The following is a 16,737-nucleotide window of genomic DNA, read 5'->3' on the forward strand; positions in this document are numbered from 1 at the left end:
TGAAACAGGCAGAAATTCGGGGGATGCAATTGGAAAATCGCCGGATTATTGATATTTTGCTGAACCAGTCAAACCAACAAGATAATTCCCCAGAATAGCCAGCGTTTTTTTCTAGAAAAGAATTCGCCTCTAATAGAGATATAGAAATAATTAGGGGCGTTTATAATTGACTGTTGAGCGTTAAGTTTTGATGTTTATAAATGACAATTATCCACGATAATAGACAGACTAATAATCATTTTATTCATACTATTCTAAAATTGATTTTTCACATATTGTTGAATAGCCGGTTGCAGGGTGAAGCGCGATCGCCCGTTTCCTTTTACCTTTTCAATTAAACCGCGTTTTAATAAAGATTGCACCGCTTTTAAGAAGTCAGACTCCGAGAGAGGTAAATCTGGCGGATGTGCGGAAATATCCCCGGCTGTTTCTTGGCGGGCTAACCAACAAAGCGCTTGTTTTTCTATCTGGGATAATCGTTGATAATGTTCTTGCAATATTATTTCTAAATCTCCCAAAAATACACTCTCACCGGATAAGAAATCAGCCACGCTGCCGTCAAAGAGTTCTTGAATCGTATTGGCCGCTATATTTAACCATAAAGGATTGCCGTTGTAAAGTTGAATTAATTCTAACCATCTATCTTCGTCGGTTAATTCCATTTCGGTTAATATTTCTTTGGCGGATTCCCCTAAACCATCAATTTTTAATGTGCGGCAGGGACTTTTTATCCCTTCTAAGGTGGCAATTTCTATGGGTTTTTCCCAACTGAGAATCAGCAGGCAACTTTGGTGAGGAGTGGTGGCTATTTGTTTGAGAAATTTGCTGTAATCTTGGCAGTCTGGTCGGTAATTGCCCGCTAATTCTCCACTGGTAAATAGTTCTTGGAAGTCATCGAGGATGATGAGGCAACGATGCGATCGCAAACAGTCGATTAACGATGCTGATTTTGTTTCTGTTTGTGGGGAGAGAAATTGGATTAAATCGGTTTTCAGGGATTCTAAACTGGGGGCGTTGCTACAGTTGCGCCATAAGAGGCGATCGAAGTTATCTTTAATTTGTGTCACCAGTTCTACTGCCAGGGCGGTTTTGCCAATACCCGATAACCCGATAATAGTAACAATCGGGTTTTTTTCTTCGAGGATCCATTGTTTGAGGGTGTTGAGTTCCTGGATGCGGTTGTAGAGGCGATCGCGCTTGGGAACTTCCCTTAAATCGTGGCGTTTTTCGGTTTTAACTTTATCTGGGTTGGTAGTTGAGCGTTTTTTTCCTGCTTTTGGATAGGGACACTGTTCGCTACAAACATTGATGTTGCCATTACCAATATGCACGTTTGAAATGTGCGAATATATCCCATTTTCTAAAATTGATTTTACATTAGATTTTTTAACATTTTCTTCCAGTACATTCGAGAGGATTTGCCATAATTCCGAAGCTTCCTTTCTCACATGATGCTTACTGCAATGTCGATCGTCTCCTATTTTTTCGTAAGTTTCCCGTTGCCAAACCCCCTCTAAAATGGCCATTTGCAGAGAATCCAAATGTTTTCCTGTTTTCGCAAAAACGCGATCGTCAGTCCACTTTAAAGCTTCTTCAATATCCATAGATGTTACATCGGGTTTGAGTCTGGTTTCAGGCTATATTATCATACTTTTTCCTACTTTTTCCTACTTTTGGGGATAAAATCCTCTTTTTTCCTACTAAATCAGGTGCAACGTGGCTTTAAAAGTTCCTACAAAATCCTACTTTTCGGGGTTGGCAGACCTGAAGTGGAGTGGTAAAATAAAATCTTATTCAGTGATTTTTTGATCAACTATAGGATTCCTACAGCGGTTTTCTACTGAGGAAACCACACCCGTCCGCCATCATTTTAATGATGGCGGCCTCATAGCGCAAGTCGGATAAATCTGAAATCTTGCACCAGTTGCAACAACCGGCGGGGATTAAAATCCCCGCCTAACATATCAAGTCGGTTGAAACCGACTCAAATACTTTTAATATAATGCTTCTAGTCGGTTTTAATTGACTGTAGGGGTCAACGGCCGTTGACCCCTACAGGCGGGGATTAAAATCCCCGCCGGATCGCGGGGTTACACAAAAGCTTGTTGAAAATGGCGCAAGATTTCAGATAAATCCGACTAACCATGCTTGGTAGGGGTCAACGGCTGTTGACCCGTACAGAATTTTAGTTGGTTTTAACCGACTGTAGGGGTCAACGGCCGTTGACCCGTACAGAATTTTAGTCGGTTAAAACCGACTGTAGGGGTCAACGGCCGTTGACCCCTACAGGCGGGAATTAATTCCCTGGCGGTTAACGGTTAATGTGGTTTATTAATCTAAAAACCTCTGTAAATCCACTGGGGGGCAAGACTTATGTTTGTCGGGTTACAGCAATTTTCTCCGCGAATAAACCACAAATACCTGTACACCAACCCAAGCATGACCGCAGATAAGTAGACGGGCAAAAATAAATTCACCACAGACCCCATTAGAAGAAAATCTGTCATTCCCGCGCAGGCGGGAATCCAAAGATTTACGCCGGGGAACGAAAAGTGCAATTAATTATGTTCACCTACTTAATAGGGCGAAGCATTCGGGTAAAGAGTTAATTGTAAAAACCGATAAGTTCACTGCCCGGTAAGCGAAGCTATGCCGTCAGGCTTTATGCTTCGCCCCTACAAATATTAAATGGACTGCGGTCAAGGTAGTGCTAGATCGCGGTTCAGTAAGAAAGAAAACCGCTGTAAGGTGCGATAACGAGTCGCACTATACCTCAGAAATATAAGACTTACTAGACTAAAAAAATCGAGAATTATAGTTTCCCTGTGGTGCTATCCCTGGTAAGAAGAACATGAACAATTTTTCTAGCATAGAACCGACATCTCAAAGCGAAAACCTTTCTGGGTCTATCAATCTGAAAAACGGGCGCGATCTGGCTGCAAGTTTTGAAAAGGCAAAAAATCCAGGGGAAAAAGTAGAGCTATTTTTCGCCGTAGCAGAAAATCAACCTGAAGTGGCAGTTCCGGCTTTTGTGGAAATTTTGGAAACCCAAGCAAAGCAACCGATACGGGCTTTAGCGCTGCAAGGTTTAGGTAGAATTCGCGACCCACACATTAAGCAGGCGCTGGCTGCTTGCGATACGGAGGAAGATTTACAGGTACTCAGGGATGTAGCCAATGAGGTAAAAGGCAAAGGGGAAGTTAGTGGCGATTTGACTCGCTGGGCGGCAGCTTGGGCAATTGAAAATATCGGATTTTCTCAGGATGCGATCCCACATTTAGAGGGAGGCGCACTGACAGAACCGCCCTATCGAATTCGGAATGAAATTATTGGCCGCAAGCTTCAGGAAATTGGGAGGATTCAAATACTCGATAGTAGAAATGAAGTTACTCCTGAATATGAAATAAATTTAGAGTTTTGGCTGTATGGGCCGACCGAAGAATTATTTCGAGCAAATTTTAACTTACCGCAATATCAAACGCTGGTAGGAAATGTTATTTATTTTTTAAATGTACGAGGAATTGAGTTAGCGATCGACAAAGATAGGTCTTTTTTACAAATTGATGACGAAAGAAAAAGACGTTGGTTGCAAGAACAAGCTTTGCGTATTGCTGGCTCGAAGTTTGCCGAATTTACGGAGTTCGAGCAAAAAAGAGCTTATAAGACAATAGAGGATAAGGATTTTTTAAGCAATGATTACAATCAAGATATACCGCTGAGAAACTTGGCGGCTCAAGCGATTAAACAAGCTGGTTCTTGGTTAGATCCTTCAATTCGATCCAGAAGCTTTGTTATCTGCGAAGAATGGGAAAAAGCAGTTGCTATTGGTGAACCGGCTCTGGCTCATTTGCAAGAAGTGATTGAAAGAAAGTTAAAGCTGACTACCAGTGAAAATGAGTTACGTCAACATCAAATTAAAGCTCTTGAAACAATTTTGGCGATTTTTGATAAAAATTATACTGAGATTAGTGCCAGCAACCATCAAATCGTCGATTGCCTACTATTAACAGAGTTTTTAAGCAATAATTACAATAATAATATCTCATGGAGAAAATCAGCAGCACAAGCCATTAAACAAGCTGGTTCTTGGTTATATCCTTCAATTCGAGCCAGAAGCTTTGTTATCTGTGAGCAGTGGCAGCAGGTAGCGGCTATTGGGGAGCCTGCGGTTTCTCATTTGGAAGAAGTTATCGAAAGAAACTTAAGACTTGCTGCCAGCGAGGATGAGATTATTAATCAGCAAATTAAAGCTGTGGAAACAATAAACCAAATTCAATTTGCTGAATTATCAGAGAAAATTAAAAAACTTGTAAAGGTACTACTGCTGTGTCCTGAAGAGCAAGTGCGAAAGGCTACCGCAAGATTATTAGAACCACACAAGGGAGTAGTTCCAAATATAGCTAATTTAGTAGACGCATTACTGTTTGAGTACACTTTAGAGAAACCCGAACTCAAGGATTTAACTGTTCCACAGATGGACGAGCGGCTATCGTCATGCAGAGAAAAAGAATCTGTTATTGCCACTACCTTTGCCAACGCGATCGCCGAGGCTAATTCCCTGGCAAGGACTTACTCCAAGTCTACCTCGGCAGCACAAGAATTTTTACAAAATAAGCAGGAAGCTTACTTATCAGATATTAGAGGTTGGATTACTCAACTAGAAAAACAAATTGCTGAAACTTCAAGATATCAAAAGAAAATTAAATATTATCAGGAAAGCCTCAAAGATGCTTTATCTGAAATTCGCGGTATCGATTCTGAACTTTATAAAGAGCTTATGGCTGTACCAAAGCAAACAGCCCTGAATAGCACGGAATACCAGACTTATAACCAGTGTCAAAATTTGTCACCTGACTTAGAATATATCAAAAGTCAATTTGTGCCAAAAATAAATCAAGGTCAAGCAAAATTAAATAAAAAAAGTAAAGAACGTTTTGAGGCTGGTTTATGGGGAATGGGAATTGGAGTTGCGATCATATTATTTATGACCTTAGTAATTGATTATTTATGACCTTAGTAATTGTCCCATACTCCGAGCAATATCAAGATTCTGGTGCTAGTTCAAGTAGTTCCAGTGTACCTAACACAACTAACACAACTAACACAACTAACACAACTAACACACCTTGGTATGCTACTGGGTTTCCTAAGCCGAATGGTTGCGGGAGTTCATCTAGTGCTAATAACTGTTGGTATCCGGTGTTTATTCAATACAGCGATGATAACTGGAGTCAAGTTTTATTCAACCACTGTGGGGATCTTGAAACTGCCCAGAGTCAAGCAAAAGCTAAAGAACTCGGACAAATTCAAGTCGCTTCATTTAGCAAGCTAGAACAAGCCCAAGGATTTGCTACCTACATGAGTAGTCAGTATGGTAGTGGCTGGGTTGAAGAAAGTAAATGCTATTAATCAAAGCAAATAAAGAAAAATAACAGGACGTTAGAGAGGTTTAGAATGGAAGACGCACTCGGTTGTTTATTTGGGTTGGCTATATTTGCGCTAATTGCTCATGCTCTTTATGTAAATGGATTCGGGTGGATTATTTATGCCATTGGGGGGATGTGTATAGGTTTGGCAATAATGAACTTTGTCGAATATTATCAACTTCCCCAGAAAGCAAAACGGCTGGGGCGCATTTCCCAAGAAATCTCTGAAAATTGGAAAAATTGGAGAAATTGGAAATAAAAGATGAAGCACAATAGACTAAGCTTTGAAATTTATCCCCAGCAGCCCGCTGAAGATAATATAGACTGGCGTCAATTTTGTAAAGAACTCCTGCCAACGCAAGATCAAACTTTACGATCGCTCGTCGGTATTGCTTCTAACCTAACAGTTTCCTTGCGCTACTATTATGACCCCAAATCTGACCCCAACTGCCCGGAACTCAAAACTTATTTGCTGATTCATCCCTTGGCAGATAGCCAAACCGAGGAAATTATCGAGCAAGTCAACGTCCTGCTTACCAAAGGCAAATTCAGTAAATTTTTTGCCCTAAACCGAGAAAACAACTTTTCTCAATTTCAGCCCTTAACCTGGGTTGAATTTATTGGCGAAGTCATCAAAAATCAGCAATTCATCGAACCGCATTACTACTTACCGCATTTCATAGAATCCAATTCAGACAATGATATGTTAGATGTTTGGGAGGTAATCAGCGGGCTAGACAACCGGCTAATATTAGAAATTACCCTGCAAAAGTATCACAATCCATCAGAAAAATCATCAGAAAAATCATTGTGGGTAAATGCCATTCAGGAGATGCTGGTTCAACTCGATAAACTCACCGGCACCAAAGATCACCTGTTGTCTACCACCATAGCTTTATATCAAAAATACCAGCAATTGTATGCAGTTAGCGATTTATTTCAATACAGTATCAAAGTGTTAGCAGAAAATCGCGGCGAAGCTTCTGTGGTCTTGCGAACTCTTAGTGAACACGCTACCAAAGAAACGGCTCACAGCAAACCTTGTGAAATTATAATTGCCAAAGGGCAACCTGGATTTGCAGAAAGCTTGCAAGCTACCGAAAAAGTAGAAATTGCTAATTCAATTCAGTGGTCAGGATGGCAAAATTTTGGCCAAAAATTAATCAGAGAAGCGATTCAACCTAAAAAAACCGGATTAGCTAAATTTGGAGATGGTTCTCTCAGTTTGACGGCAAAACCTTCATTGCCGATTAGTGGGAATTCTGCACCTAATCAAAATCCACCCGGAGGATCTGATATTGTGGTTAGGGGTTCTTCTGCTTTAGCAAAATTTTCCGCTCCACCACCCGCTCGCTTTGTGGATTTGAAGCCTCTTAGCAAGCTGGTTACAGCCCAAGAAATTAGCGGATTTTTCCGTGTTGCCGTTCCTAAAAATACCTTAAATCAGGAGATGAAAACAAATATGCCCGTTGCCAACTCTGAAGACTTATTCAAGCATTATAAAGGTCTGCTGGAGCAGGAGCCAGATAAATACCGAGATAAATATATTATCGGGATTAATGATGCCGGAAAACCTGTAATATCAAGCTGGGCAGAAACTCCCCATCGTTTAGTTGCAGGTGTCCCCGGTGCGGGCAAAACTAACTTTTTAAATTGGGTCATTTTCCAATTTATCTATGCCAACCCCAAAGGCAAGATTTATATTGCTGATTTTGCGGAGGGGGTTGACTTTCAGTTTTTGGAAGAATATTTCAAGACCCATGTGGAAATCATTACAACTATTGAAGAATGTCTACAATTAGTTGAGAAACTTTACACGGACGAGTATCAAAAACGAGCGGAGTTACTGAAAACCTATAAAGTCCAAAATATTCAACAGTTAAGAAAAGAAAAGCTTGAAGAGAAGGATAAAATTGAACGTACCCTGTTGATTATTGATGAAGCGGCGGATCTTGCCCAACCTTCCTATAAGTTAGATAAGTCAAAAGATCAAATCGAAAATCGACTAAGTGAATATGCCCGCAAAGGTCGTAAGCTTGGTCTTCATCTGATTTATTGCACCCAAAGACCATCAAGCGTCATCATTACTCCGCAGGTTCTTGATTGTTGTGAAGAAAGAATGGTTTTTCGGGTAAATGAAACAGTCAGTGAATCGATTGTAGAAACTCCCCAAGCTGGTCGAATCTCTAAAGAAGCGATAGGTAGGGCATTTTTAAAGAACGTAGGAGGTGGTGACAATAATGGGTTTGTGAATACTCCTTACATTGAAGTTCCTCGTGGTAAAAAGGTAAATGTGTCTGATACCCTCTGGCAAAATTGTGTTAAGTAATAAGTAATAAGTAATTAATGGAGGTATTGCAATGAATTTGGAATCGGACATTGAAAAATTCCGGGCTATGATTAACCGAATACTTGAATCCCTGGAAGAAGTGAGTGCGAATTCAAGAACAATTCCTGAAACCCAGCAATCCGAATTGAGGAGAAAATTTTCCATGTTAGCAGATGGCTGTGAGGAGGTATCTAGTGAACTCAGAACAGCTATAGAAATGCTTGAGGAAATTCGAGCGCGGTGGGGGCGTTAAATAAATATGACACTCATAGATGATATCGAACAATGGCGGCGAAATGTTGTGACACTCCAAGAATCGATGGAGGAAATTCTTTATTTGAGTAATAGAATCCCTGGGTGTCTTGAATATGAGTTACGTTGTCTCTTGTCGCAAGTGTCAGAACTCTGTCAGGAATCCCACACCCAAGTTGAATATTTAAGAGATAATCTGGCAGATATTCAAATCCGTTGGGGTGTTGCGACTGTTAAACAGTTGCCGGTAAAAGATGCGAAAGGTTGGGATAAATGGACACGAGGGTTACAAGATAAATTACCTGCCAAGGAAAATTATAATAAGGATATAAAAAATCTTTTAAACACTTGGAAGGGTGATAACTGGGGATATTTTGTGGAGCAAGAATTATCTTTTGAGCAGTGGCACTTGGAAGGCAAAATGTGGGCTAGTGAAGATATTGATAGCCCCTACTTACCGTCAGTTATAACTAGACCGAAAGAGCCAAGAACAGCAGAACAAGAAGCTGACGATAAAAAAATGCTAAACATTACCAACAGTCAAGGTAATGCTGCGTATGATGGAGTCAGAAGAAAAGAATACCTCGATCCATCCCTAGCAAAAGATGTGGCAGAATTTAAGCTACGCGAGACAGCATATAAAGCTAAACAAGCTAGGGTTCAAGCTGAAGATTTAGCGATTGAGTCCTCAAAGCAGGGAAAGCCTAGTCGCATTACTTATTATTTCTACCAGCAGCCGTCCGATAAAGAAGTTAATTCAATTATGAAGATATACAAAGCGGCTATGGAAAAATACCCTGGGGCTAGAATAGAAGTTAAAATTTTATTCGCAGAAAATGAAGAGCCAAAAAACACATAATTTTTATGGGTTAATCGATAAAAGAAACTAAATAACTAACGGATTGATCCCCCCAACCCCCCTTTTTAAGGGGGGCTTTTTAGAATGAAAGCAAGAAGTCTAATAAAAGAGGAAAAAACAAATGTTTGACTATAAAGTTGTCGAAAATAAACTGAATCAAGCTTTGGCTCTAGTCAACGATATCCTCTCAGACAATCAAACAGAATCTATCCAATCGTATATCAAGGCTGGCGAGTGGAATTTGGCTGTAGAAACTTTGTGCGATATTCTGATTTCGGACGAATTGCCCGTGAATTTAAAAACATACAATCTATTAGAAGAAGCTGGTGTGGTTTTGAATATGGATCGAGAAACTTGGGAATTGCTGAAAGTGCAGATAAATGCTTGATAGCCGGTGATGGTAATTCAAATTAAATAATTATATTTTTGGTGTTTGACTGTTGATGTGACAATTCACCACAGAAATCTGCCGAACACAAAGGTAGTTGAGTAAAATTCTGTTTATGTCCGCAGCGATCGCCCCTTTAAAAAAACTATGGTAAAAAAAAGGTTGAGGGGCGATCGCTATTACTATTGCTTTTTTTGCCTAATGTCGCTGCGCTAATTTTACGTTAGAATAGAAGCGAGCGTTGACCTTTTATTAGCAGAAGATGAAGAGCAAAAACACATAATTTTTATGGGGGAAACCATAAAGGAAACTAAATAACTCAGGAAAGCAAACCAATGTTTAATCTTAATTGGCCTCCTCAGCCACCAGAAAGTCCAAAACCTAATTTTAGCGATCGCGGTGCAGCAGAATGGCGATATGAACGCTACAAATACGATCAATATCAAGCTGGCAAACCACAGGAAGATATCTTATCTTTCGAGACTTGGAAAGAAAGATATTTTAATCCCGCAGCCCAAGGAGGAAGACCCGGAAGACCGGGAGGCCGCGAACAAGTGGCTGCACGTCAAGCAATAGGAAACGAGGGATTTCAAAATGTGGAAAATGTCGAACTGGGAGGCAGGTATCCCGATATGGTTCGATATAATGCGAATGGGAGTATCGATTATGTTGAAGTGGGAGAAATGCTTCAAAACGGAATGCCCGAAGCCAGAGAAAGAGTCAAAATTGCTGAAGAAATTCTAGCCCTGGGCGAAAATGATACGGTGACTTTCGTAGACAAAATGGATATAGCCCGTCGGATTACCTACCGCCCTGGGGATGATGTGGAGACTAAAACGTTAAATAATTGAGGAAAAATCTATACCTTATATTTACGGAGGAACTAATGAGTTATTTTTTGCGAGTTTTTTGCCAGTCGGCTGAATTTTTACCCAGCCAGGAAATTTCGGAATTCATCCAAAATGGCTACTTTTTTGACGAAATGCCGCGTTTGACAGTAAACCCTGATGTTGCCAACACTTCAGAAAGTGCTTGGCAATCCATTCACATACATTACCAAAATGGCAAACGTCCGATTATTATTCAGCGAAATGTTAGCGATCGCCTGTTACAACAGGAAATTCAAGAAATTACAGAAAAGTTGAATTATTCCCCAGGAGTTAGTCAAAATAATCAGATTATTCAGCACCTCCGCAATACTAAACAAATAATTGCTTTTGAGATTGATTTCAATGGCTTAACCGATGCCGGATGGGAAATGCTAGATTGCTTAGAAGCTTACTTAGCATCTAAGTTGACGGGAATCATTTACGCTCCCGATGATGGGTTTTATGATGAAAAATTACAGCCTATTTTGTCATTAAATGGGGATGGATAGTGTTTCGTCTGTCACTCCTGAAAAATCCTTGGAAACCTAGGTAGTATTAAAGAGTTAATTTTTGGTGTTTGACTGTTGATGTGACAATTCACCACAGAACTCTGCCGAACACAAAGGGAGTTGAGTAAAATTCTCTTTATGTCCGCAGCGATCGCCCCTGCAAAAAAACTATGGTAAAAAAAGTTGAGGGGCGATCGCTCCTCGCATCGGTCTTTTTTCCCTAATATAGCTGCCTTTTATGTTATAATAGTATAAATATTGCGATTCCTTGACCCGAAAATTTTTGCTAATTGCTATTTATCTTTTGTAGGGTGCGTTAGGCTCGCGATTAACATTGGGGCATCACAAATTAATCCCATTCGAGCCGTAACGCACCGATTTTTCATAAATATTGGGGTGGTGCGAAAGGCGCGGAAATTAAAGATACCAATCTATACTTTAAAATAACTATCCGCCTAACGCACCCTACCAATCAAAATCCTGCATTAAATTCGCGATTAATTTTGATAATTTTACCGTAATTCATTAAATTCTGACTCGGTAATCCCCAATTGTTTAAGAATTTGATAAAAAAGCCAACGTCCAATTTCCGCATTACTATGAATTGGTATAGTCGTCGATCGCCCATCTGAATGTTGCCAACGAGCATGACTACCTTTCTGACGGACTTTTTCAAATCCTAATTTTCGGGCTACTTTCTCTAATTCACTTGCTTTAGCTGGCATGGGCAACCACCAATTCTACATCGTCAGGGAAAAAACGCCCTTGTTCTTGATATTCTTCTTGAATCATCTCAAACACATTGACTAATTCTGCCTTAGCTTCATCTGGGGTTTGTCCCCAAGCATGACAACCAGCAATAGCCGGAACATAAGCGACAAAAGTGCCGTTATCGTCAGGACGAGTCACAATAGTGTAATCATTTAGAGACTTCATAGGTGTCTTAATCCAAGTATGGGTAATATCTCTATTTTAAAGGGTAGGGTGTGTTAGGCTCGCGATTAACATTGGGACATCATAAATTAATTCTATTCGAGCCGTAACGCACCATCTTTAAATTAAATTCGGTGCGAAGGTCGCGGAAATTAAAAATAGACCTCTTGCAAAATAAATATCTCGCTCCCCCCAACCCCCCTTAAAAAAGGGGGATGCATAAGAATTTTGCTTTCTTGTCTAATACTGATCTATATTTTAAAATAACTGTCCGCCTAACGCAACCCACAAAACTACCATAAAAAATTTGTCACCGGAATGCTTCGCCCTAACTCAGAGATGAAACAGCATAGAAAAATATTATTCCATGACCAAAAACATCTCTTACTTAAAGATTGTCGGGGGCGATCGCGAATCTTGAAAATCTGTTTATTTTTGCTATAATATAGAAAAACTTTAGCAAAAAATGCCATGAGTAACGAACGGTGGACTGATGAAAGATTAGACCAGTTAGCCTCTCTGGTCGAAAGAAATGCGATCGCTATGGAACGGCACGATCGCGCTATGGAACGGCAAGAGCAAGCTATGGAAAGAATCGAAAAGCTAGTAGAAAGTAATGCCCGCGTGATTCAAGCCTTAGCTAATGTCTCCGCAGAAGCGAAAGAGGAAAGAGATGCTTTATTTCGGCGCATGGATGAACAACAAGCAAATATTGAGCGACAACAGGCAGAAATTCGGGGAATGCAATTGGAAAATCGCCGGATTATTGACATTTTGCTGAACCAATCAAGACCCGAAGAAAATCCCCCGGAATAGTCCCAGTCGTCGGGTGGGCAAATTATGCGATCGCGGCAATTTTATCTAAGTAGGTGAACATAATTAATTGCACTTTTCGTTTCCCGCAGATAGGCTTTGGATTCCCGCGAAGGCGGGAATGACAGTTTTTTTCTAATGGGGTATGCGGTGCATTTATTTCTGCCATTAAACTTATTAATTGGGGCATTTGCCCACCCGACAAGTTCGCCAAATTACTATAAACTATAATCCCGAAAATTTTCGCTTTTATTCCCATCAATTCTAATCACTCCAATGGGTTTCCCTTGCTGATTTGAAATCACCCCATACCATTGAAAACCCGTGCGACTATTCAATTCATTCAGTAACTCTGGTTGACCTTGTAAAGCTTGTTGAATCGCTTCTTCAAATTCTTTGGCTACAAATAATCGTGAAAATCCCTGTTTAGGGTCGTAGCTGCCCCAATGGTTATAACTCCAAATCACTTCCGGATCTTCTGGGTCGGGAATATACAAAGTCATGCCGCTAACAAAGGATAACTTTTGGACATTGGCGACTAAATCATAGAGAGTTTCGGGGACTTTTTCTTTGGGCGGTTTGGTTAATAAAGACACTTGCTGATAAAAGCGATTTTCCACTTTTTGCATTTGTTCAGCAGCAACCCGTTTAAAGACTCCACTGCGGTGAAGTAATACCCGATGATTAACCAAAGAAAGCCCACCCACTAAAACCGTTAAACCGGCCACCATGCCTAACATATACATGACATAAGTTAACTTTGGGGCTTCCGGCAGTTCCGCATCTTCTTCTAATCTATTTGGGTTCAGAGAACCGACCACATTCACAATTTCTTGAATGCCTAAAACTACGGTAATCGCAACGCCAAAAGCACCGAGGGCAAGGCTAGTAGAAAAAATGCCATATAAAATCTTTTCCAGTTGCGGGCCGACAATATCCCAGTTGAGAAATGAGTTAAAAATTCCCAGCACAACTAGGACGGCACCAATTAATAGTAAAGAAATTGTGATGGCAACGGTGAGAGATAAGAATTTGATTCGTTTTGTTCTAGTCATTGGTTATTTGTTGTTGGTTGTTTGTTGTTGGTTGTTGGTTGCTGGTTATTTGTTATTTGTTGTTTGTTATTGGTTATTTGTTGTTTGTGGTTCGGTTAAAATAAAGAATAACCAATAACCAGTAACTAAAATTTTTGTAGTTGTGCGGCTGCATTAAAAAATTGTTGCCATATCCCACGAGTGACGAGTAATGCTGTTAGTAACGTGGCAAATCCGAGCATGAACATAATTAATATTTGATAGGCTGCGGCATCGAGTGGATCCGCCCCTGCCAGCATTTGCCCGGTGATCATTCCGGGTAAGGTGACAATGCCTACGACCATCATGGCGTTGAGAGTGGGAATGAGTCCAGCTTTGATGGCTTCTCGGCGATACTGCCCGATCGCCTGTACGGGAGTGGCGCCGAGACAAAGATGGGTTTCTATTTCTAATTGATGATTATTTAGACTGGTGGCTAACCGTTCTCCCGATATGGCTGCCGCATTCATGGCATTGCCTAAAACCATTCCGGTGAGGGGAATAATATATTGAGGTTCAAACCAGGTTTCGCTACTCCGAAATACGAGCAAATTTACATAACTCATGGTTAAAACGGTGGCGGTGAGAATTGACCCCCAAACCATCAGCAATACCTGGGGAATTTTATTCCCAATGCGGTTGCGGGCAACGATCGCGGCAATGGTTAACATAACCAGGACAATTGCGACCACGGCGACGGGATTTTTCCATTGAAAAATTACTTCTAAAACCGAACCGACGACTAACAATTGCACTATGGTGCGGGCACTGGCTAAGGCTAGTTGCCCTTCTAATCCCAACTTTTGCCAAAAAGAAAGGATTATGGCGATCGCCATCATCCCCAATGCTAGACCTAGATCAATAAAATCAAGTTGAATATACATGACGGTAAAGAGGCGATCGCGCTCTAACAAAATTACCAAAATTATTTAAATTTTAGGAAAACATCAGCAATAATTGCTAATAGCTGAATACTGAAAATTTAACAACCCTGAACAGACTTAGATCCATCGGGCATCGTAGCATTACAAAGGTTTGCCCCGCTTAAATTGGCATTAGTTAAATCCGCATTTTTCAAATTGGCTTCAAATAACAAAGCCCCTTGCAAATTTGCCCCGGTCAGGTCGGCAGCTAACAAATTAGCCCGACTTAAATTTGCCCCACTTAAATTAGCCCCAGTGAGGTTGGCATCAAATAAATAAGCACTTCTGAGATCCGCTCGATTTAAGTTAGCATTATTTAAACTAGCTAGACTTAAAATAGCATTACTTAAATTAGCCTGAATTAACGTGGCATTACTCAAGTTAGTATATCTTAAAGATGCCTGTCTCAGAAATGCACTGGTCAGGTTTGCCCCACTTAAATCAGCGGTGGTTAAAATCGCTTCACCTAAAATAGCACGAGTTAGATTAGCATTGGTTAGAGAAACTCCAAATAAGTCACAATTTCGACATTCTTTAGTTTCTAGTAATTTTTGCACTAATTGTTGATTCTGGGCTTGACTGGGACTGCTGAAGCAACCAAAAACTAACCAAAATACAGAGGTAGCCAATATTTTCAATTTCATTATGTTCACCGAATGATTTTTTGCCTATATTTTGCCTATATTTTGCCTATTTTTACCGATGGATAAATGGCGCGATCGCCTCAACAAACTCATGGGTTGACTCATAAGGCAACACATTTCGGCCACTCATTTTCAAGCCTTCTCCATTGGGCAAATACTTTAAATATTCCGCTAATCTTTGATCGGCGGTTTCCTCTTTGCCTTCCTTGCTAATACTAGAGGCTTTTTCCCCCATGACTACCAGAGTAGGTTGCTGAATTGCCGCAATTTGTTCCTGATAATTTTCGCGCCAAAACCCAGCCAAAAAAGAAAACACCGCATAGCGACTAGCCATATCTTTTGCCCCGTCACTCAAAGCTTTTAACCATTCCTCATCAACCGCTTCAGCATAAGCAAAAAGTCGCTTAGTAGAAAATGAACTTAGAAACTTGCGCGATCGCGCATAACGATAAAATCCGTTACCCACCAGAGAGTCAAAAAATAAATTCCACTGCAATTTTTGCTGGATACTCGACTTTTCTTTAGTCATCAATGGCCAAGGAGGAGGCCCACTGAGGACTAATTTTTTTACCCAGTTTGTACCAGTATTCGATTGATTCTGTAAGCCAACTAACTTAATCGCTACGGGAAATAATGCCCCTTGTACGACTAAAATAACCGGCTGTTGAATCACGGTTTCAATAAAATAGTTTAATTGTTCAGCCCAATCAATCGGATAATAGGCTAAATGGGGCATAGCACTGTCCCCACAGCCAAGTAAATCAGGATTATAAATCGGATTTTTATATCCTTTTTCTTGCCAACTCTGACAAAATCGTTGCCAAAATTTGCCCGATAATCCCACCCCAATGGGATGAATTAATAGGAGTGGAGTCTGACAGGCGTTTGTCTGGGGTTCTCCCACAATTTGATAAGCACAACGATAATTATGCCAAGTATAATGTTTATTTGGATGTTGCTGCGTTGCTGAAATGGTCATGGTGATTTTTCCACATCTTTAATTAACGTCAAGAATTGACTACATAGTCAGGAGTTAATTTAGGGAGCAAATCAATCAATGGAAACCGCTTTTACGTCGATAGTTTGATTTGCTGGCTCTTGAGATTTATTGCTTTTAGCATCGTCTTTTTCAATGAATGTTTGCGAATTTCCCTGTAAGAATTGGGTAAACATTTCCGATAAGCCGGTGACTAATAACATCACCAGAGCAATATCATCGATTTGCCCTAAAAGTGGGATTAAGTCCGGGGATATATCTAGGGGACTTAGGAGATAAAATAAGGTGCCAAAAATTACCACCCAGCGATATTTTGGATGGTGCAAAGCGGTGCGATGTAAGTTATAAATCCACTGAACCGGGAACTTCATAAGCAGAGAAAGGATAATCAGGACAATTTTGCTCAGATTGATGGTTGACTGAATTATATCGTAGCGCAAAATTCCCCCGCCGAAGTCAATCTGACTTGGCTAGATCCTCCTGTGGGCAGATAAATAGATGGGCGATCGCCTCCAGGGCTGGTAATTCCTGGGTTGTCTCGGTTTCAGTCGGTGGTTTGCCCAAGGGTTTGGAGAATTATGTCCCAGTTCCAGGGGCGATCGCGCAAAAAAAACCGGCTCGTTTCGCGGGACAGGGAAACAAATCCTCAAATTAGGTTATGGTATTTGAGATTTCTGGGAATATATAAACTTGGGGTTAAGCCAATGACTCTGACTAATGAC

18 protein-coding genes are annotated in these 16,737 nt (G+C 40.5%); 10 read left to right on the forward strand and 8 right to left on the reverse strand.

Going from position 1 to position 16,737, the window contains the following annotated elements:
- Positions 1-254: 254 nt before the first annotated feature.
- Positions 255-1,604 (reverse strand): NB-ARC domain-containing protein, encoded by a 1,350-nt coding sequence (locus ABWT76_RS09745; protein ID WP_354636020.1) that lies wholly within the window; start codon positions 1,602-1,604, stop codon positions 255-257.
- Between the two features lie 1,427 nt (positions 1,605-3,031).
- Here ABWT76_RS09745 and ABWT76_RS09750 point away from each other — a divergent pair.
- The 8 genes from ABWT76_RS09750 to ABWT76_RS09785 all read left to right on the forward strand — a co-directional run bounded on the left by ABWT76_RS09750 (position 3,032) and on the right by ABWT76_RS09785 (position 10,632).
- Complete coding sequence (locus ABWT76_RS09750) at positions 3,032-5,011, forward strand: HEAT repeat domain-containing protein (RefSeq protein WP_354636021.1); 1,980 nt, start codon at positions 3,032-3,034, stop codon at positions 5,009-5,011.
- Positions 5,008-5,409: a hypothetical protein gene (locus ABWT76_RS09755; protein WP_156331999.1), complete on the forward strand. Its 402-nt coding sequence runs from the start codon at positions 5,008-5,010 to the stop codon at positions 5,407-5,409. The genes ABWT76_RS09750 and ABWT76_RS09755 overlap by 4 nt, the downstream gene beginning before the upstream one ends.
- 279 nt (positions 5,410-5,688) lie before the next feature.
- Positions 5,689-7,755 (forward strand): FtsK/SpoIIIE domain-containing protein, encoded by a 2,067-nt coding sequence (locus ABWT76_RS09760; RefSeq protein ID WP_054469350.1) that lies wholly within the window; start codon positions 5,689-5,691, stop codon positions 7,753-7,755.
- Positions 7,756-7,786: 31 nt separating this feature from the next.
- Complete coding sequence (locus ABWT76_RS09765; RefSeq protein ID WP_054469351.1) at positions 7,787-8,008, forward strand: hypothetical protein; 222 nt, start codon at positions 7,787-7,789, stop codon at positions 8,006-8,008.
- A gap of 6 nt (positions 8,009-8,014) precedes the next feature.
- Positions 8,015-8,866 (forward strand): hypothetical protein, encoded by an 852-nt coding sequence (locus ABWT76_RS09770; RefSeq protein ID WP_054469352.1) that lies wholly within the window; start codon positions 8,015-8,017, stop codon positions 8,864-8,866.
- Positions 8,867-8,987: 121 nt separating this feature from the next.
- Positions 8,988-9,254: a MafI family immunity protein gene (locus ABWT76_RS09775; protein ID WP_054469353.1), complete on the forward strand. Its 267-nt coding sequence runs from the start codon at positions 8,988-8,990 to the stop codon at positions 9,252-9,254.
- A 335-nt stretch (positions 9,255-9,589) separates the two neighbouring features.
- Positions 9,590-10,105 carry a hypothetical protein gene (locus ABWT76_RS09780; RefSeq protein ID WP_054469354.1) on the forward strand — a complete coding sequence of 172 codons (516 nt, stop codon included), beginning with the start codon at positions 9,590-9,592 and terminating at the stop codon, positions 10,103-10,105.
- A 35-nt stretch (positions 10,106-10,140) separates the two neighbouring features.
- Positions 10,141-10,632, forward strand: a complete 492-nt coding sequence (locus tag ABWT76_RS09785) for a hypothetical protein (protein WP_054469355.1) — start codon at positions 10,141-10,143, stop codon at positions 10,630-10,632.
- Between the two features lie 512 nt (positions 10,633-11,144).
- On the opposite strand, the gene ABWT76_RS09790 is transcribed toward ABWT76_RS09785, so the two are convergent.
- Complete coding sequence (locus ABWT76_RS09790) at positions 11,145-11,357, reverse strand: type II toxin-antitoxin system HicA family toxin (RefSeq protein WP_054469356.1); 213 nt, start codon at positions 11,355-11,357, stop codon at positions 11,145-11,147.
- Positions 11,347-11,568, reverse strand: a complete 222-nt coding sequence (locus ABWT76_RS09795; protein WP_054469357.1) for a type II toxin-antitoxin system HicB family antitoxin — start codon at positions 11,566-11,568, stop codon at positions 11,347-11,349. Before ABWT76_RS09795 ends, ABWT76_RS09790 begins: the two co-directional genes overlap by 11 nt.
- A gap of 468 nt (positions 11,569-12,036) precedes the next feature.
- Between ABWT76_RS09795 and ABWT76_RS09800 the strand changes: the two genes are divergently transcribed.
- Positions 12,037-12,381 carry a hypothetical protein gene (locus ABWT76_RS09800; protein WP_054469358.1) on the forward strand — a complete coding sequence of 115 codons (345 nt, stop codon included), beginning with the start codon at positions 12,037-12,039 and terminating at the stop codon, positions 12,379-12,381.
- A gap of 215 nt (positions 12,382-12,596) precedes the next feature.
- Here ABWT76_RS09800 and ABWT76_RS09805 read toward each other — a convergent pair whose 3' ends face one another.
- From ABWT76_RS09805 to ABWT76_RS09825, 5 genes are all read right to left on the reverse strand, one after another.
- Entirely contained in the window at positions 12,597-13,433 is an 837-nt protein-coding gene (locus ABWT76_RS09805; protein WP_054469360.1) for a hypothetical protein, read from the reverse strand.
- Positions 13,434-13,558: 125 nt separating this feature from the next.
- A complete protein-coding gene (fetB, locus tag ABWT76_RS09810) occupies positions 13,559-14,335 on the reverse strand; it encodes an ABC transporter permease (protein ID WP_354636395.1) in 777 nt (258 codons plus the stop codon).
- Between the two features lie 98 nt (positions 14,336-14,433).
- A complete protein-coding gene (locus tag ABWT76_RS09815) occupies positions 14,434-15,018 on the reverse strand; it encodes a pentapeptide repeat-containing protein (protein WP_082349030.1) in 585 nt (194 codons plus the stop codon).
- A 52-nt stretch (positions 15,019-15,070) separates the two neighbouring features.
- Positions 15,071-15,997 carry an alpha/beta hydrolase gene (locus ABWT76_RS09820; RefSeq protein WP_354636022.1) on the reverse strand — a complete coding sequence of 309 codons (927 nt, stop codon included), beginning with the start codon at positions 15,995-15,997 and terminating at the stop codon, positions 15,071-15,073.
- A gap of 71 nt (positions 15,998-16,068) precedes the next feature.
- Complete coding sequence (locus ABWT76_RS09825; RefSeq protein WP_354636023.1) at positions 16,069-16,455, reverse strand: DUF1232 domain-containing protein; 387 nt, start codon at positions 16,453-16,455, stop codon at positions 16,069-16,071.
- A gap of 26 nt (positions 16,456-16,481) precedes the next feature.
- Between ABWT76_RS09825 and ABWT76_RS09830 the strand changes: the two genes are divergently transcribed.
- Positions 16,482-16,670, forward strand: coding sequence for a hypothetical protein (locus ABWT76_RS09830; RefSeq protein ID WP_354636024.1), 189 nt, complete (start codon positions 16,482-16,484; stop codon positions 16,668-16,670).
- Positions 16,671-16,737 lie beyond the last annotated feature (67 nt).

Origin of the sequence: Planktothricoides raciborskii GIHE-MW2 (genome assembly GCF_040564635.1) — a bacterium.
Classification (GTDB): Bacteria; Cyanobacteriota; Cyanobacteriia; order Cyanobacteriales; family Laspinemataceae; genus Planktothricoides; species Planktothricoides raciborskii.